Annotated in this window: 12 protein-coding genes and 2 pseudogenes; 7 read left to right on the plus strand and 7 right to left on the minus strand. The window is 69.9% G+C overall.

Annotated features, from left to right (window positions below):
- Positions 1–137 precede the first annotated feature (137 nt).
- Positions 138–3,914 (minus strand): S8 family serine peptidase, encoded by a 3,777-nt coding sequence (locus tag ACZ63F_RS40755; protein WP_469718894.1) that lies wholly within the window; start codon positions 3,912–3,914, stop codon positions 138–140.
- Positions 3,915–4,158: 244 nt separating this feature from the next.
- Here ACZ63F_RS40755 and ACZ63F_RS40760 point away from each other — a divergent pair, with 244 nt between their 5' ends.
- Positions 4,159–5,127, plus strand: coding sequence for a helix-turn-helix domain-containing protein (locus tag ACZ63F_RS40760; protein WP_469718896.1), 969 nt, complete (start codon positions 4,159–4,161; stop codon positions 5,125–5,127).
- A 471-nt stretch (positions 5,128–5,598) separates the two neighbouring features.
- On the opposite strand, the gene ACZ63F_RS40765 is transcribed toward ACZ63F_RS40760, so the two are convergent.
- The gene (locus ACZ63F_RS40765; RefSeq protein WP_469718898.1) at positions 5,599–5,973 is read right to left on the minus strand and encodes a hypothetical protein; all 375 of its coding nucleotides are present in this window, start codon (positions 5,971–5,973) and stop codon (positions 5,599–5,601) included.
- A 132-nt stretch (positions 5,974–6,105) separates the two neighbouring features.
- Between ACZ63F_RS40765 and ACZ63F_RS40770 the strand changes: the two genes are divergently transcribed.
- Entirely contained in the window at positions 6,106–9,192 is a 3,087-nt protein-coding gene (locus ACZ63F_RS40770) for an NACHT domain-containing protein (RefSeq protein ID WP_469718900.1), read from the plus strand.
- Between the two features lie 236 nt (positions 9,193–9,428).
- Positions 9,429–10,357, plus strand: a pseudogene (locus tag ACZ63F_RS40775) (ISL3 family transposase); the annotation flags it as partial.
- 300 nt (positions 10,358–10,657) lie between these two features.
- Here ACZ63F_RS40775 and ACZ63F_RS40780 read toward each other — a convergent pair.
- Positions 10,658–11,107, minus strand: coding sequence for a hypothetical protein (locus ACZ63F_RS40780; RefSeq protein ID WP_469718901.1), 450 nt, complete (start codon positions 11,105–11,107; stop codon positions 10,658–10,660).
- 425 nt (positions 11,108–11,532) lie between these two features.
- On the opposite strand from ACZ63F_RS40780, the gene ACZ63F_RS40785 reads away from it, so the two are divergent.
- The 3 genes from ACZ63F_RS40785 to ACZ63F_RS40795 all read left to right on the plus strand — a co-directional run bounded on the left by ACZ63F_RS40785 (position 11,533) and on the right by ACZ63F_RS40795 (position 13,765).
- Complete coding sequence (locus tag ACZ63F_RS40785) at positions 11,533–11,871, plus strand: hypothetical protein (RefSeq protein ID WP_469718903.1); 339 nt, start codon at positions 11,533–11,535, stop codon at positions 11,869–11,871.
- Between the two features lie 243 nt (positions 11,872–12,114).
- Positions 12,115–12,636 (plus strand): hypothetical protein, encoded by a 522-nt coding sequence (locus ACZ63F_RS40790; protein WP_469718904.1) that lies wholly within the window; start codon positions 12,115–12,117, stop codon positions 12,634–12,636.
- A gap of 685 nt (positions 12,637–13,321) precedes the next feature.
- Positions 13,322–13,765, plus strand: a complete 444-nt coding sequence (locus ACZ63F_RS40795) for a thioredoxin family protein (RefSeq protein ID WP_469718906.1) — start codon at positions 13,322–13,324, stop codon at positions 13,763–13,765.
- On the opposite strand, the pseudogene ACZ63F_RS40800 reads toward ACZ63F_RS40795, so the two are convergent.
- Both ACZ63F_RS40800 and ACZ63F_RS40805 read right to left on the minus strand, forming a co-directional pair.
- Positions 13,762–14,936: pseudogene (locus ACZ63F_RS40800) on the minus strand (IS3 family transposase). The gene ACZ63F_RS40795 and the pseudogene ACZ63F_RS40800 overlap by 4 nt on opposite strands.
- 125 nt (positions 14,937–15,061) lie before the next feature.
- On the minus strand, positions 15,062–15,412 hold the full coding sequence (locus tag ACZ63F_RS40805; protein ID WP_469718907.1) for an HAD-IA family hydrolase: 351 nt from the start codon (positions 15,410–15,412) through the stop codon (positions 15,062–15,064).
- 87 nt (positions 15,413–15,499) lie between these two features.
- Between ACZ63F_RS40805 and ACZ63F_RS40810 the strand changes: the two genes are divergently transcribed.
- Entirely contained in the window at positions 15,500–15,784 is a 285-nt protein-coding gene (locus tag ACZ63F_RS40810) for a hypothetical protein (protein WP_469718908.1), read from the plus strand.
- 331 nt (positions 15,785–16,115) lie between these two features.
- Here the strand turns inward: ACZ63F_RS40810 and ACZ63F_RS40815 are convergent, their stop codons facing one another.
- Together ACZ63F_RS40815 and ACZ63F_RS40820 are read right to left on the minus strand one after the other, a co-directional pair.
- The gene (locus ACZ63F_RS40815; RefSeq protein WP_469718910.1) at positions 16,116–17,045 is read right to left on the minus strand and encodes a recombinase family protein; all 930 of its coding nucleotides are present in this window, start codon (positions 17,043–17,045) and stop codon (positions 16,116–16,118) included.
- A gap of 185 nt (positions 17,046–17,230) precedes the next feature.
- Entirely contained in the window at positions 17,231–17,728 is a 498-nt protein-coding gene (locus tag ACZ63F_RS40820) for a MarR family winged helix-turn-helix transcriptional regulator (RefSeq protein WP_469718911.1), read from the minus strand.
- Positions 17,729–17,811: the final 83 nt, after the last annotated feature.

Genomic DNA, 17,811 nt, shown 5'->3' on the forward strand with positions numbered 1-17,811 from the left:
TTCGGCCCTTCCAGCTCCGGCCGTGACGAACTCGCCCCCACCCCACCCCCCCCCCCCCCCCCCCCCCCCCCCCCCCCCCCCCCCCCCCCCCCCCCCCCCCCACCGCTCTTGCCTCGCGTGCGATCCGTGGCGGTGCGTCAGCGCAGGCCGAACGCCCGGATCACCGTCTGGTGCACCGCGTTGCCCGCCGAGTCCCGGGCGCTCGCCCTGAGTGAGACGTACGACGCCGTCTTCGGCGCGTCCAGGCGGAACCGCCCGGCATGGTCACTGGTGACCCGATGCCACGTCGTGCCGTCGTCGTAGGACAGCTCCAGGGTGACCGCGCCGAGCCGGCCGGCGCCGACGGCGCCCGGTAGCTGAGCGGCGGTGGCGGACAGGGAGTCGTGCCGTCCGGCCCGGCCGGCCGGATCGGTGCCGACCTCGTAGTCGATCTGCACCAGCGGCAGCACCGCGGCGGAGCCGTCCGCCGGCGCCTTCGAGGTGAAGTCCCAATCGGTGCGCGTACTTGAGGAGTACGGGGTGAACGGCACGTCGCGGTTGCTGGTGACGACCAGCCGGTACGGAAGTCTTCCGGCGCCGGGTGCGTCGCCCGAGACGTTCGTGAAGGTTCCCGTGCCCAGTTGCGTGGTGCCCTGGTAGAGGGTCTGGCGCTGCTCGGTCACCGGGTCCATCTGGCTCATGCCCACGTGGTCGTGGCTGCCCCAGGCCGGGGCGTCGATGTAGAGGTGGTCACCCGTGCGGGTGGGCAGACTGTAGACGTCGTTCAGGTAGGGCCGCTCGATCGGCTTGAACCACTCCTCCGACTGGGTGCTGCCGGCCCGGTAGGACGTCTTGGGGCCGGCTTCGAAGACCAGGCCGTCCGCGTACGCGCTCTGGCTCCAGCTGTTGTAGCCGCCGGTGGAGACCCAGTCCGTGCGCTTGCCCCGGACCGGTTCCGGCATCATCGAGCCGATCGCCCAGTCGTTGTAGGCGGGCCAGTCGAACCGGAACTCGCCGCCGGTGCTGCCCGGGGCGGGGCTGTCGAAGGTCTCGTCGATCCTGGCGAGGTTCTTGGCGCTGCCCTGCACCACCAGGTGGGCGGGGATCTCGTTGTGCCAGGTCCGGTCGAGGTCGTAGACGTACGGGCTCACGGGGGAGGATCCGACCGTGACCGTGGCACCCTGGGTCCGGGCCTGCTGTACGAGCCTCTCGCCCTCGTCGGTGCTGAGCAGGCCCACGTCGAGCCGGACGGGCGTCGAGCTGAACGGTGCGTTGTAGGAGCGGAAGCCGCGGCCGTCCACGTTGTTCACGACCAGCATGAGCTTCGCGCCCGCGGCCACCGCGGCGGCCGCCTGGCCCCTGTCGGACACGTCGTCGTTACGGCGTACCACCACGGCCTTGCCGCGCACGTCGAGGTGGGCGTAGTCGGTGGTCGCGCCCTCCCCGGCGAAGACCAGCGGGAGCTTGACGGAGCCCTCGGGCAGGGGCGTGACGCCGTCCTGGCGCAGCACGTCGGTGAAGTCGGTCGTCCTGGTGGAGACGGACAGCGCGGGCTGCTCCTTGCGCCACCTGGCCGCCAGGTAGAAGTCGCCGTGGGTGACCTTGTGGGTGGTCGGCTGGGCCCAGAGGCTGTCGTAGTTGGTCTGGGTCTCCATGTAGTCGCGCCAGGCCTGACCGCCCATCAGGCGGGTGTAGTCCAGCCGCTGGTAGGTCGTCTCGGTCCGCTGAGGGGTCGTCATGTCAACGCGGTCGATCGTGGACGCGTCGAGCGTGACGGTGGTGTCGCGGTCCATGCGGACGTCGGGGTCGCCGAGCAGCGCCATCCCCCAGGAGTGGGGTCCGTGCACGCCCTGCACCGTCTTGAACGACAGCACCGAGTACACGTCGTTCGGCAGGTACATCTGGCCCGTGCCGGAGTCGTCGATCTCGACGAACGCCGGTGAGTCGTCACCGGACCTGAGCAGTTCGACCACGCCTGACATCGGCCGCCCCTGGGCGTCCTTGAACCGCATGGTGAGCTTGTGCTCGACGTCCCCGAGGGAGACGGCGGTGTGCACCGCGACCTCGCCGGCCGTGGTCTTCGCGACGATCTGGCCGGTGTACCGGCCACCCGTGGTGACACCCGAGCCGTCGATGGTCACGGTGACACCGGCGGTGCCGTGTGCCGGCACGGTCACCTGGGAGGCGGAGAGCCGGAACACCCCGCTGGGGGCGTGTGCCGCCTCGACGCTCAACGCGAGGGTGACGGGCTGGTCAGAGGTGTTCGTGTACGTCACCGGGCGCTGCACGCCGCCGGCGGGACTCTGCGGAACCTGCGCGGCGTACGCGGTCGCGGTGGCGAATACCGCGGCGTGCGCGGCCGCGGCGACGTCGAGACGGCCGCTGCCCGCCTGGAAGGCGTCGTACTGCGGGGTCTGCCGGGAGCTGCTGGCCAGCAGGTCCTTCAGCTGGCTTCCGGTGAGGTCCGGGTGGGCGGCGGCCATCAGCGCGGCGGCGCCCGCCACGTGGGGCGTGGCCATGGAGGTGCCGCTCATGGTCTGGTAGGCGCCCTCGCCGTTGCCGTCGAACTGGGAGTTGGCCGCGAGGATGTCGACGCCGGGGGCGGTGATCTCCGGCTTCAGCGCGCCGTCCACGCGGGGGCCCTGACTGGAGAACTCGGCCACCGAGTCGCCGGAGTCGACGGCCCCCACGGTCAGCGCGTCGCTCGCCGCGCCCGGTGCGCCGATGGTGTCGGGTGCCCCGGAGTTGCCTGCGGCGACGACGAACAGCGCGCCGGTCTCGGCGCTGAGCGTGTCGACGGCCTGGCTGAGGGGGTCGGTCCCGTCGGACGGCTGACCGTCGCCGAGGCTCATGTTGATGATCTTGGCGTGCTGGTCGACGGCGGCCCATTCCATGCCGGCCAGGACCCAGGAGGTCTGACCGGACCCGGTGTCGTCCAGCACCTTGCCGATGTCGAGGCGGGCGCCGGGGGCGACACCCTTCTCCTTGCCGTCGGAGGCCGCGCCGGTACCGGCGATGATGGACGCCACGTGCGTGCCGTGGCCGAAGTGGTCGTCCGTGTTCTCGTCCGGTACGAAGCTCTGACGGTCCGCCACGCGGTCCGCGAGGTCGGGGTGTCCCGCGTCGACGCCGGTGTCCAGGACGGCCACGTCCACACCCTGTCCGGTGTTGCCGTTCGCCCAGACCTGGGGGGCGCCGATCTGCGCCGTGCTGTCGGCGAGGTCGGCGTGGACGAGGCCGTCCAGCCAGATGTGCGCGATCCCGTCGGTGAAGGCGGGCACGGGGGACTGCTTGCGGACCCCGGCGGCCGAGGGCGTCGCGGTCACGGACGTCCAGAAGTCCGCGGCGTGCGCGCGGTCCGCGGTGAGGGCGGCGCCGTCGATACCGGCGAGGGTACGGACCCGGGTCGCCCCGTCGGGCAGGGCGGCGGCCTTGCCCCGGGCGTCGGCGGCGTGCGTGTAGGAGACGATGAGCGGCAGCCGGTCGCGGTGCGCGTCGTCGTACCTGTCGGCGATCATGGCCGTGATGTTGAACAGCTGCCGGTCCAGCACGCCCTTGGCGACGAACGGCAGCGCCGACTCGGGGAACACGTAGAGGTCGTCGCCCGACGTCAGGATGTGGGTCTGCGCCGGGCGTCCGTCGGCGCCGCGGACGCTGACGACGCCTCCGGTCCCGTTGCCGGTGCCCGGGCTCCGCCGGGTGGTGACCACGTCTCCGGTGATCAGCGTCACGGAGTGGTCGCCCGCGGGCACCCGGTCGGACGTGGACGCGGTCGACAGGGATGCGGTGGGCAGGGATGCGGTGGGCAGGTGGTCGGCTGCGGGACGGGCCGCCGAGGACGCGAAGGCCGTCGCGTCGTAGGGGCCGGACAACGCCAACGCCAGGGCGCCGGCGGCAACCGGCGCACTCCAGCGTCTGCGGTGATGCGCTTTCACAGGGTCTCTCCCGGCTAGCGGTCGGGCAGAGCACGCTCGTCCTCTGCCCGCCAAGTGGCGCCGCCTGACCGGTCGTAGGCGCCGAGGGTGCCCGGAACCCGTCCACAGGTGGCGTGAACGTTCAGAGTGAAAGCTTGTGAACGGCGAATGTCTAGATCAAACTCGTGTCGTACATCGCCAGGTGGCGATTCGCGCCACGGCCGTCCCGACAGCTTGACGGACGGCGATCGCTGGGAGGCAACCGGTGCTGAGCACCCTGGGGATCAGCGAGTTCGACGAACAGGTCTACCGCACCTACCTCACCACGTCGGACCGGACGGCGGCCGAGATCGCCGAGACCCTGGGCACCACGCCCAGCCGGATCAGGCGCGCCGTCTCCCGGTTGGTGGAACTGGGCATGCTGCGAAGGGAAGGACCCGGCCAGTACCGGCCGGTCAGCCCGCACACCGCGCTGAGGGCACTGCTCGCCAGACGCCGGGCCGAGACCGAGGCGGCGTTCACCGCCGTGTGGGGCACCGTCGACGATCTGGCGGACGACTACCGCGCCCATCGGCTGCAGGAGGACCCGACCGGACTGGTGGAGGTGATCACCGGCGAGGCGGAGATCACCCTGCGCGTCGCCGAACTGATGCAGTCGGTCCGCACCCATTTCTGGGTGCTCGACCGGCCTCCCTATCTCGGCCCCTACAGCACCGAGTTGGAAGAGGCCCTGACGATGGACCTGCTGGGCCGCGGCGTCGACATACGGTCGGTCTACACCCAGGAGGCGCTGGCACTGCCGGGCCGGTTCGAACTGATCACCCACCTCGCCCAGATCGGCGAGCAGGCCCGCATCCTGCCGGCCCTGCCGTTCCGGCTACGCATCATGGACCGGCGCGTCGCGCTGGTCGCCCTGGTCCCGGGCCGCTACGACAGGATCGCCGTCGTCCACCAGTCGGGCCTGCTCGACGCGCTCCTCGAATTGTTCGACTCCTACTGGCAACGTGCGCAATCCCTCGTCGCGACCGCTCCGGCGACACCCGACGGGCCGAGCCCACAGGACCTCCTGCTGCTGAAGATGATGCAGGCGGGTTACAAGGACCACGCGATCGCACGGCAGTTGGGGACGAGCGCGCGCACGGTGACCCGCCGGATCGGGGCGATCGCGTCCGGACTCGGCCTCGAAACCCGCTTCCAGGTGGGAGTCGAGGCGGCCAAGAGAGGCTGGATCTAGGACCCCGGCATCGCTGGCCTCCCGGGGCCCCGGGCGAAGGGGTCACGGCGTGACTGGGCCGGGCAGTTCGCGGTATACATTCCGGCCAGATCGGCCGGCAGGGGAGTGAGGCAGCTCCGGGGGCTCCGACGGCGCCGGCCCGTCGTCCGGCCCGCCCCGGGGACCGAAGCGCCCTCTGGTCAGGGCCTCGGTATGCGTGCAGCTGTGCAGCCGCCATCTGGGGCGTCGGTCGCAGCCGCAGTGGGGTGAGCGCGGTACCTGCTCGGCACCGGCTGCCGCCTTGCGAGTCCGGCCTGCCAGGGGTGTCAGCCCTGCGCGGTGTGCGGCTGTCGAAGCGGCAACGCAACCCCCGGCGTGGATGGCCGGCAGGGGGATCGGACGGAGGGCGACAGCAGCCGCAGCTGCAGTCTGTGAGTTGCTCAAGCGCTCGGCAGGCGTCGCAGGATCGGAACGTGGTCTCATACACCCCTCTCAATGGAAGTTGATGGGGCCCGAGAAGTCCCGTCCCTGGATGAGCCTGCCGACGTGGGCGTCGCCGGACACCGTGTTGTTGGTGTCCTGATCCGCCTGGACGGCGAAACCGTGCTGGCGTGCCCAGGCCACGAGTTCGGCGGCAAAGGCGGGGTCTTGCCGGCCTTCCGCAATCACGGTTGCGGCGAAGGCGCGGGTCTGCTCGTTGTCGTGGGCGTCGGGCGGCTCGTCACCGGTGTCCGCGTCCCGGTGCACAGTGCGCCGCCATAGCGCGATGAGCGACTCCCACGCCGTGCGTCCGGCTTCGCCACCCGCGGCGTTTGCCGCTGCCGTGCTGATCGCGGCCGTGATCGCGCTGGCCGAGACTGGATCCATGGATCTCTCCCCGTGTCCGCCCTCCGGCGCAAGCGCCAGGACACTAAAGGTATCCCGCCGAGGTTTCGCTGGTCATGCCGTCCGGGTGCTGCATGTGAGAACATCCACTGGATGTCTCGGGATGTGGGCGCAGTGCACAACGAGTTCTCCGGTTCGGCGTGGTTTGTCGTCCAGGCCAGGGACATCCACGGTGATATTCACATTCACCCACCGTCAGGACGCACACCTCCGCTGGAAGCCGCCGCACTCGACCTGGCCCGTGCCGTACGGAGCCAGTGGCGGGACGAGGCGAGCGTCCAGGATCTGTTCAACCCGGCACCGCTTGCCGTGGTCTGGGCTGCCGGCGACGCTGAAGTAGCCGACCACGACGCGAACATCGGGGCTACCGCCACCGGACGCAGTGACGACATCGGCGGACTCGCGGCAGCCCTCCGCAACCTGCCGCACCGGCGACTGGTTGTGCTGGGCGAGGCTGGTTCGGGGAAGACCACACTCGCGATGCTCCTGGTCCTGGAACTGCTGGCTCGATGGACTCCGGCAGACCCGGTACCGGTGCTGTTCTCCCTCGACAGCTGGGACCCTGCGCGCACCCACCTGCGGACCTGGCTGGCCCAGCGGATCACCGCCGACTATCCCGGCCTGCGGGCGACGTACGGCAACGATGTCCTACGGCGGCTGGTCCGCGACCGACGGGTCCTGCCAGTGCTCGACGGGCTGGACGAGATGCCGCCCCATCTGCGGGCGACGGCACTGACCTCTCTCAACCGAGCGCTGGACGCCAATGATCCGATCATCCTGACCAGCCGCACGGCGGAGTACGCCGCGGCTGTCGACGCCTCGGATGTGCTCCGCTCGGCTGCGGTGTTGCGTGCGCAGCCGGTGCGGCCCGAGGCCGCCGACGCCTATCTGCGGGCATCGGTACCACCGCGGCGAATAGGACGGTGGCAGCCGGTATTCGACGGTCTGTCGACCGAGGGCCCATTGCGGACGGCACTATCGAACCCGTTGAACGTATGGCTGTTGCGGGTCGTCTACGCGGGGGCGTCCGCCGACCCCGGCGAACTTGTCGACCCTCTGCGCTTCCCCGACGCGGCCGCCATCGAGTACTACCTGCTCGACAGGCTGGTCCCGGCCGTGTTCGCCGACCAGCCGGCCCCGGGCGACACACCGGGTCCGCGGCGCCGCACCTGGCCCGTCGACAGCGCCGAGCGGTGGCTGCGTTTCCTCGCCGGCCACCTCACCCGTGCCGGTACCGAGAACTTGCGGTGGTGGCAGCTGTACCGTGAGCCGCAGCCGTTCGGCCTACTGCTCCTGATCCGGGCCCTGAGTCTAGGACTGCTCCTCCGGGGCCTGTTGTGGGCCAGGCGATGGTACGAGAGCGCAGCCGTCGGCGATGAACCGTCGGCCGGGACGCTCCTCGTGTTCGTGTTCTTCGCCGGGTTGCTCTTGGGGACCATTGCGGCATTCGCGGTGGAGGCGGGGACCAGGACCCTGATCAGGGCACCCGTCGGAACACCGACGGGACGCATGGGACGGCCCGCGCTCGGCCAGACGGTAGCCGCCGTACGAGAGATGCTGCGCATGTGGCCGGTCCGGATCGTACTCGGTCTCGGCGCTGTATCGGCTCTCATCCCGCAGGGCCCCGAAGTCATGCTGGGCGGACGGCGGACGGCACTGCTCTACCTCGGCCTGCTCGGCGCTGTCCTTTTGCAGAGTGCCTTGATGTTTCCGTCCGCGCCCGGGACCGCCGTCAGCCCGGAGCGGCTGCTCACCAGCGACCGGACCGGCGTGCTGCTGTCGATGGGCCTCACAGGGCCGGCCGTGGGCACCGCTATCGGGCTGGTCGTGGGCGGTGACCTCGGCATCGGCTATGCGGTCGCAGCGGGCATGGGCGCCTGGCTGGCGTCGGTGGCGCTGACCGCGGAGCGCAGCGCCTGGGGGCGTTGGCTGGTGGCCAGGACGGGGCTTGGGATCAGCGGCCGGCTGCCGTGGGCGGCAATGGCCTTCCTGCGCGACGCGCGGCGCCGGGGAGTGCTACGCCAGACTGCGGGCGTGTACCAGTTCCGCCATGCCCGCCTGCGGGAGCGGCTGGCCGTGTCGGCGGCAACGCGACCCATCGGTCTGCGGCAGGATGGCGAGGAACTCCGGATGACGGGTTGGACCCGGATGTCTGTCGGCTCGTTCCTGCGCAAGCTGTTCCCGCCCGGAATGCTGCTCCTGAACGCCGTCGCCTTGGCCGTCACCTGGTTTATCGGGGTCGGCCTGACCGACGTACTGGTGATCGACGGTGTCTATCTCCTCGGCGTGGCGGCATTCGTCACATACCTTTGCCTGAAAGTGCCCCGACGGCCGGTCGGGCTGCGGATCACCGCGGAGGTGATCGAAGGTGGCAGCGCGCAGCGCCCGTTCCGCTACCGGACGGAAGACGTCGCCGAACTGACCGTGCGGCTCCTTCGCGGCCGCATCCTCAAGAAATGGCGGACCGGCTCACTCCATGCGATCCATGTCCGTCTACGCCCCGGAGTGCCGCTGCCCGACTATCACGAGCAAGTGAGCCCTGACGAATGGATTCCGTTATGGCGCACGGGCACGACGCCGGAGATTCCACCGGAATTGGCTGCGGCCCTGTCGCGGTTCGGGCGGGAACGCTGGCGGCCCGGCGCACCAGCACTCCCGATGGGCGTGCAGTGGGATGGCGAGGAACTGCGGCTGACGGGCGTCGTCCGGCCGCCGGTTGGCCCGATCCTGCGGAAGATGTTCCCGCCCAGCGGGCTCCTTCTGGACGCCGTCGCCTTGGCCGTCACCTGGTATATCGGGGTCGGCCTGACCGACGTACTGGTGATCGACGGCGTCTATCTCCTCGGCGTGGCGGGACTCGTCACATACCTTTGCCTGAAAGTGCCCCGACGGCCGGTCGAGCTGCGGATCACCGCGGAGGTGATCGAAGGTGGCAGCGCGCAGCGCCCGTTCCGCTACCGGACGGAAGACGTCGCCGAACTGACCGTGCGCCAAATGCGTGGACGCATCGGACAGTACAGTCCTTACTACGCGCTCCACGCCCGCCTGCGCACCGGTGCGCCGTTGACCGACCCACACACCGAGCTGGAGTCAGACGGCTGGATACCGTTGTGGCGGACGGGCACGACGCCCGAAATCCACCCCGTATTGTCCGAGGCCCTGTCCCGGTGCGCTGGGGAACGCTGGCGACCAGGCACATGAGGCGGACACAGCCGGTCCGGCAGTACCCCGCCTCCTCGGCTTGCCCGGTGCATCTCCCACTGGTCGTGTAACGTCGCGATCTGCTGCGACGCACTCACATACCGCCCTCTCAGCCCTGGTCGCTCGTCTTGGCCTCAGCACTATCGATGTCGGGGCTCGCGGAGGGGACTGTAAGACGTTCGACTCTGGCCCGTAGTCGGCGGTGACGCCGAGTAGCCACCCTTGATCATGATCTTGTGGTGGATATCAACTCCCTGATGGGGACGGTGTTTTCGGGACTGTCGGTGCAGGTTGTCGAGGACGTGGCGTACTGCGGCGACATGGTGGTGGTCTTGGCCCGGACCCGGGACGTGGCGGTGCCGTGCCCGGTGTGCGGGACGCCGACACCTAAGGTGCACGGTTATCACCGCCGAACGGTGAGGGACATGCCGGTCGACGGCCGCCAGGCCGTCGTCCATCTGCGCGTACGACGGCTGTCCTGTCCGGCCCTGGGCTGCCGGCGGCAGACCTTCCGTGAGCAGATTCCCGGACTGCTGGAGCGCCATCAGCGCCGCACGGTGCGTCTTGCCTGGCAGATAGCCCAGGTGGCACGGGAGTTATGCGGCCGGGCGGCCGCACGCCTGGCCGGCCTGCTGGCCGTGCCCGTTTCCCGGAGTACCGCGCTGCGCCATCTGCGGCGCCTGCCGCTGCCTCAGCAAGCCATCCCGCGGGTGATCGGCGTGGACGATTTCGCCCTGCGCCGCCGCCACCGCTACGCCACGATCATCACGGACGCCGAAACCGGGCGGAGCGTCGCGGTCCTGCCCGATCGCGAGGCGGCCACCCTGGAGTCCTGGCTTCGCGAACATCCTGGCGTCGAAGTCGTGTGCCGGGACGGCCTCGGCCACCTATGCCGAGGCCGTCCGCCGCGCGCTGCCCCACGCGATGCAGGTCAGCGACTGACGGCACCTGTGGCGAAATCTGTGCGGAAGGTCTTGCTCGAGGTCCGCGCGCACGCCGGCTGCTGGGCCACCACCAACCCGCCCCGCCCCGCCCCGGCGGAGTGCGCGAGCAGACCACCCGCGAACGCTGGAACAAGGTCCACAAAACGGTGACTCAAGGTGCGAGGCTCTTGAAGCGGCCGCGTCCGGTGTTGACCTACAGCACGTACCCGATCAACCCGTCCTTCTGAGTGCCTGTCAGCTGCTTGAGGGCACCTGCGCCTGGGAAAGCGTCGAGCAGTGCTGCCGCGGCAGCCACGAAGTGGAGGCTTACCTGTTCACACGAGAGACGATCGCGGTCCCATCTGCCCGGCCCGGCATCCGTGGGGGTGCGGTACTCCTCGGCGGGGCGCAGGGTGCGGCGGCGTGTGATGAAGGCCCGGCGGGCCTCGAGTTTCGGCGCGGTAGACCGCTGTCGGTAACTCCGGGTGTCTGAACGTGAGGAATGCCTGGGGGAGTGGCGGTCAGAGGGCGCTCTGACGGCTTCAAGTCGTGTTTCCGGGCGAGACAGCACCGCTGGCGCTGCCGGGTATGGCGCGTTCTTGGGCGCGGATTCTCGCGAGTTCGTCGTAGAGCTGCGCCAAAGCTTCGGAGCGTTGGTCAGGAGGCAGAACGGCAACGCGATCGATTCGATCGACGAGGCTGGCGTAGCGGAATCTCATGTTGAGGTGCCAGCGCCAGCGGGAGCCGAAGTCAAGGGCGCGCAGCAGGGCGATGAGGAACGTGGCCAAACCAGAGGCCACACGGGCCCAGAGGGCGAAGTTGGACGGAAGGATGGTCGCGGTAGTTGTTGCGGCCAGGGCGAGGCCCGTGCCCGCGTTGTGCCAAGTCGAGTCGATGCGTGCTGCACGGGTATGCGGTCTTGCGGCCTGTTGCACGGTGGTCCGAAGGTTGCCGGCGGCTTGAGCGAGTCCGTTTTCGTCGGTGGCGGTCATATGGGCCCTCCCCCGTGGACGACGGTGCGCCAAGGTTCGGCGGACCTGCCGAACATGGTCAAGTAGGCGGTGCGGTATCGCTTCGTCGCCGGTTGCGCCCTTTCCGATGGGAGACGTCGACGGCGTAGCTGGGGCGGTCTCTTGCGCGAGTTCGGGCGCTCTTCCTGGATCTGTGCAGGCCACCAGTGGGTTTCAGGCGTGGTCGGGGGTCTGACACCCCCCAGAACCCTCGCGGCCCTCACAGCAGGAAGCAAGGGGGAGGCTGGGAAGACATGGGAGCGCTGTGGGGGCTCCGCCGGGAAGGTGCGCTGGTTCCGCGCGACGGGGGGTCGCGTGCGGGCCGGGCAGACAAGCTGCCTGACCGGCCCCGGCGGATGATCTTGACGGTGTGGCCGTGACCCGGCCGGGGCGGGAGTTGACGGCGTATGCGCCTGACCCGACCTCTGCACACCACGGCGGCCGCCGTCGCCGCCGTCCTCGCGAGCGTGCTGTCCGCGGTCCCGCCGGCACCCGCCCCTGCGTCCTGCACGTCGACGGGGACGGCAGTCCGCAAGACGGCCGTTCACCGGCCCGCGTGGAATGAGGGACCGGTCGCAACGGAGCGCTCGCCGATCGTGCGGTACCTGAGCAAGGGGGAGCGGGTGACCTCCTGCGTGCTCGCGGTCGGCCGGGATGCGTTCCGATACCGCGAGTACGGCGGCGGGACCCTGTGGCGGGTCGTCCCCGGCGGGCAGGCGCCGGCGCGGTGCCTCGAGCGGGCGTGAGCATGGCGGTTCAGGAGGCGGGCCGGTAGGTGGCGGCCGGGCCGATCACGCCGGGCCCGAACTTCTGCCGAATCCGGTCGGCCGCCCGCTCGGCGGTGAGGCGGGCCTGGCGGGCGGCGTCGAGGCTGAGCTGCTCGGCGACCTGGTCGCCGTCGGCCAGGTCCTCGCAGGTCGTCCTCGTGCCCGGACGGCTCGGGCAGGCGGCGGGTCTTCGCCCACGCGGGTCCGCCGGCGAACGTCAGCGTGAGCGTGAGGGCGCGCGGCCTGCCCGCGGCCACGCAGCTCGCCACCGAGCTGCACGACCAGGCCCAGGAGGGCCGAACGCGCGGCCGCGCCGTCGAGGACGTCGTGGGGCAACCGGTGCCGGACGCTTGCGGAAGCCGGCAGGCGGCGCGGGATGACGGTGCGTGGGTCGATGCCGCGGGCCCGGTCGACGGCCGTACGGCCCGCTGTGCCGAGCAGGCGCTGCACGGTCGCGGCCGGCAGTGCGGCGAGCAGGCCGACACGGTCGACGCCGTAGCGCGTCAGGGCGGCGGCCTGTCGGGGGCCGATGCCGTGCAGGTCTTCCACCGCGAGCAGTGCGAGCCAGTCGGCGGCGTCGGCGGCCTCGATGGCCAGGACGCCGCCCGGACGCTCCACCTGTGCGGAGGCGGTCGCGGCGACGGTGACGGTCGGGCCGGTGCCGACCCGGACGTCGACGCCGTAACGGGAGACCGTCCGCAGCCGCAGGATCTCCCCAGGTGCGAGGCGGCCGCCCGGTGGTAGCGCAGCGCGCCGCGCAGGTCGACCAGAGCCGCCGTGGGCGGCAGGGCCTCCACCACCGGCGACAGGTCATGCAGCTGCTCCAGAACCTGCCGGTAGGTCTCCTCCGGCAGCCGCTCCGGGCAGCGTACGTGCATCACCACACCCGGCCGGCGCCCCGTCGACTCCGTACCCATCCGGCGCTCACCTCCCCGCCACGCTATCGAACAAATAAACCGAACGCGCGAGCGCGAGCACGTGATGGCGTGTGTGATGGAGCACGACAGTTTGCGAGTGGTGCACGACGGTTTGCGAGCGTATTGCCGGTGACTCTGAAGTGGCACCGGCGCCAGTACGTCCCCGTCGGCCGTGTGGACTCCCTCAGCAGGCCGGATACCACCCCGCAGAACCCCGGCTGCCCCGGTCACGCCGGCCGCATGACTGGTTGGTACCCGCCTACGGAGCACGAAAGGCCTGCCCCGCGAAGCGAACACACGAGGCGCCTGAAGTCGCGATTCGTCTGGGCTATTGGGACGAGCGCTGATCTCCTTTCGCGTGATTCAACAGCGGCCCTTCTCACGTTCCGCGAGGTGAACCGGTACCCGTTGACAGCATGAAGTCAGATTCCCAGGGGCCCACATCCACCGCCTTTCCGCCAGCAGCCCCACGTTGGCGTCGGCTGTGCCGGGCCGCCGCCGTTATTCTCGGCATGACGCTCACTGCCGCCCCGTACGCCAGTGCATCGTCAGCCGCCCCCCGCGCCGCAGCTCAAGGCGCGACGTTCGGGGCGACGCAGCAGGCCAAGGCTCCCACCGCTCTGTACGGGGGAGCGGTGATCAACGTAACCAGCGCAGAGCAGTTCAACACGCTGCTTCAGACCAATCCGAAAGTCATCGTCGACTTCATGGCGGTCTGGTGCGGCCCCTGCAAACTCATCAAGCCCGATTTTGAGCGCTTCTCCACGAAGCCGGAGTACAGCACCATCAGGTTCGCGGTCATCGACGTCGACCAAGTTCCAGATGTATCCGAGCAGGCCGGCATCAGGGCCATGCCCACCTTCCTGACCTATCTGGAAGGGGAGAAGAAGGGCGAAATCCTCGGGGCCGACCCGAATAAGCTGCGCAGACTGCTGGACGAACTGGCCGCGGCCTAGCGCCCGAGCCCGCCCGCATAGGCGATGGGGCTGCGTTGTCCGAGGCGGGAGTGACGGCGTCGGGTGTTGTAGCGGTTGAGCCAGCCGAACGCGTCGAGTCGGGCCTCGCGTTCGCTGGGTCAGGTCTTGCGGCCTTGGAGCGTCTCGCGTTTGAAGGTCGCGTTGAAGGACTCGGCGAGTGCGTTGTCCGCGCTGGAGCTGATCGCGCTCATGGACTGGCGGAGGCAGGCCTGGTGGCAGGCGGCGGCGAAGGCCCGGGTGGTGTACTGGGCTCCGTGGTCGGTGTGTATGACCGCCCCGGCGAGGCTGCCGCGGGTGTGTTCGGCAGCGGCCAGGGCGTCAATGACGAGATCGGTGCGCATGTGGTCCGCGATCGCCCAGCCGGCCAGGCGCCGTGAGGCGAGGCCAATCACGGTGGCCAGGTAGAGGAACTTCCCGCCGTCCAGCGGGAGATAGGTGATGTCGCCGACGTACTTCGTGTTCGGCTCGCTTGCCGTGAAGTCGCGGCCGATCAGGTCCGGGGCCTTCGCTGCGGCCGGGTCCGTGATCGTGGTGCTGTGCCTGCGCCGCAGCCGCACGCCCCCCAGGCCGATGCTCCGCATCACCCGCGCGATCCGCTTGTGGTTGACTCGCTCGCCCTCGTCGCGGAGTTCGGCGGTGATCCTGGGGACGCCATAGGTGCCGTCCGACTCGCGGTGCACGGCTCGTATCCGGGCGGCGAGGCGGGCATCAGCCGCCTGCCGGGCGGCCCGGTCCGCGGCCGTCCGGCGCCAGTAGTAGAAGCTGGAGCGGGCGATGCCCAGGATGGTGGACAGCCGCTTCACGCCGTAGCGGCGGTGGTGGTCGGCAACGAACTGGAAGCGGTTCACCAGCGCGTCTCCCCGGCGAAATACTTCGCCGCCTTGCGCAGGATCTCGCGTTCCTCCTCCAGTTCACGGACCTTCTGGCGCAGAGCGGCGTTCTCCGCCTCCAGCGGTGTCGGCGGCTCCGTCGGCACCTCTGCCCGGCGTCCCCGCGGCCGGCTCACGCCAGCCGCCCGCACCCAGTTCCGCAAGGTCTCGGGGTTGATTCCCAGATCGGCAGCGACCCGCCGGATCGTCGCCTCGGGCCGCGACTGGTACAGCACGACCGCGTCCGCCTTGAACTGCGGCGGATAGTTCTTCATGACCACGAGATGTCCGTTCTCAGATCCTCAGGACCCAGTGTCTCGTGTGTCCAAGATCAGGGGGCAAGGCCCATTGAGCCAGAACCCGTTTATATGGACAAAGCCTGTGGGGATCGCGATGGCTGCCGTCGTCATGACCACTTCTGACGATGATGGGGGTCGAACGCGCCTGGGTCGCGCACGTCCACGACGTCCATGCCCGCCGCGCGTGCGGCGGCCACTCCTTCGTCGGTGTTCTCGTAGGCCAGGCAGCGCTCTGTGGGCACGCCTAGCGCACGGGCGGCGGCGTGGTAGGGGTCGGGCGCGGGTTTGCCGCTCCACGTCCTCCCGGGCGACGACGACCGGATGGCCGCGTCCACAGTGTGGGCACCGAGCGATTCGACGGCGGCGAGGACGGCGACGGGCCCCATGATGGGCGTCAGGACCGGAACCAGCGCGAGCACTCCCGCGACGGCGGAGACGATGCCCATGCCGTCCTCCATGCCGGCACCCCTACCCGGTCAGGTGAAGCCAGCCGGATCGGGAGAACCTTCGGCGCTAGCGCGTAGTGCCGTGCATGAAGCCGATTCATGACGCCCTCGCCGACTTCGGGTCTCGTCACCATCCCCATTCACCTCGCGTCCGCGACCGAGAACCCCAGCATCCAGTTTCATCAGTACTACCTAGGGGAGGATGCGCCGGGTGCGGGTGCGGGTGCGGGTGCGGGTGCGGGTGCGGGTGCGGGTAAGGTCTGCGACTTGGAGGACCGCGAGGTCGCCCAGTCCAGGGGCTACGAGTACGCCAAGGACAAGATCGTCGCCGTCTCCGATGCCGGAGCTGAAGAGTTTGCCGCTCCCCACGGCGAAGGCGATTGAGATCCAGGCGTTCGTGCCACTCGAGTCGATCGATCCGATCCGCATCGCGGAGGGCTACTACTTAGTGCCGGACGGGTAGGTGGCGGCGAAGCCATACAAGCTGTTGCGCCAGACCTTGGACCGGGCGTCGAAGGTGGCGATCGTCAAGTAAGCCTGGTCGGGCCGGGAGCGCCTGAGCCTGCTGCGCCTGCGTGACGATGCGATCGTCTTGCACGTGATGCGGTGGTCGGACGAGGTCCGCGATCCGGCCGCCGTCGACCCGCCACACGAGACGATGTCGGAGGAGGACGGCCTCGGGGAACATCGGTACAGCGGTTATCGGTGAGAACGATCATGGTCCGATCGGCGCGAGGGTGCTGACGCGGTTCTCGTACTCGCGGCGGGCCTTGCGCTGGGCCGGAACAGTCGGGACGCCCTGGCCGCCGTCGAGCGGCTGGCAGCGGGCAAGGAGTTGGCGGTGGATCGCTGGCACGGCCGTGACTCGCAGGGTGTAGCCCTGACCGCGCCGTACGGGCACCCCCTGGTCGAGCGCGGCCCGCTCGGCGGGCTCTAGGTCGGCCACCCGGAGGAAGTCGGCGACCTTGCCCGGCATGTCGAGGGTGACCGGCAGCTCTGGGACCGGGATGTCCTCCTGCTCGATGGCGGTGTGGTCGGGCAGGAGGTCGGCGACGGCCGTGCGGATGGCGCCGCGGCTGACGCCGTGTTCGCGGGCGAGGGCGGCGATGGAGCGGCCTTCCAGGTAGGCGGTGCGTACGGCGTCGGTCTTGTTGGCCGGGACGGCGGGGCGGCGTCCTCCCTTGCTGCCCTTGGCCTCGGCGGCGCGCAGTCCGTCGTAGGTCAGCTCGCGCTGGAGGTCGCGTTGGAGTTCGCCGGCGGCGGCGAGGGTCTGCACCATGAACTTCACGGTGGACAGCAGCTCGCCGGTGCGCGGGTGGCGGGCGGTGAGGTCCATCGCGGAGAACGCGCCGTCGTGGATGCGCAGCGCCACCTGGTCGCGGTGGAGGACGTCGAGCACGTCGAGGATGTGTCCGGTGCCGCGTACGAGGCGGAACATCTCGGAGATGTGCACGGTGTCGCCCGGCCGCGCGTGGGTGAGCAGTTCGCGGAACTTCGGGCGCTGGAGGGGGTGGAGGCGGCTGGAGGTGCCCGGGTCCTCCTCGAAGACGACCGGGTCCTCGATCCCGGCCTCGTCCAGGACGAGGTTCTGCCGGGCGGTGGACTGCTGGTCGGTTGAGACCCGCTTGTAGACCAGGTTCGCCACCGAGGGCCCCTTCCTGACGGAGGATCGGACCCTATCTGTCGTCAAACCCTGTCAGCAATCACCATCGGATCTGATTGGATTCGAGCCGGCGTGAACCCCCGGATTGCACGGGTTCATTGGACGCGCGGCCCCCTGTCGTTAAACGATCCTTTGCCGACAGGGGGGTGCGGCGTGCTGCAGTCGGATCAGCAGTCGGTCTCGGCGGGGGCGGCCGATGAGCTTTGTGCGGTCTGTGCGACGCGGGCCAGCAGGGTTCGCAGTTGGAGGGCGTCGTGCTCGTCGAGGTCGACGAGCAGCTTTGCCTCGGCGGCGGCGAGATTTTCTCGTACCTGGTTCAGGCGGGTGCGGCCGGTGTCGGTGAGCAGGACCTGGCGGGCGCGGCGGTCGCGGGGGTCGGGGCGGCGGGTGACGAGGTTGTGGGCTTCGAGGTCGTCGAGGAGATAGGTCATCACGGTCCGGTCGAGGCTGACCGCCTTGGCGAGGGCGAGCTGGGAGGGGGGTTCGCCGCTGGCGAGGGCGACCAGGACGAGGTAGGCGCGTGCGCCGCCGGGCAGGTCGGCGACTGATTCGGTGGCGACGCGGCGGAAGGCCGAGGAGACCATGCGGATCGCCCAGCCCAGGTCCGTGTCCAGCGCCAGCCCGGAACTCTCGCCGGCGTGCTTGTCGGACGTCGATGCGCTCATCTCCGCAACATAGCACAACGCTATGCATCCAAGATGTTCTTGCTAGCAGAACATCTTGGATGCATAGTGGATTGCGCAGTCGG

This window comes from Streptomyces sp. NPDC104761, from assembly GCF_055583445.1.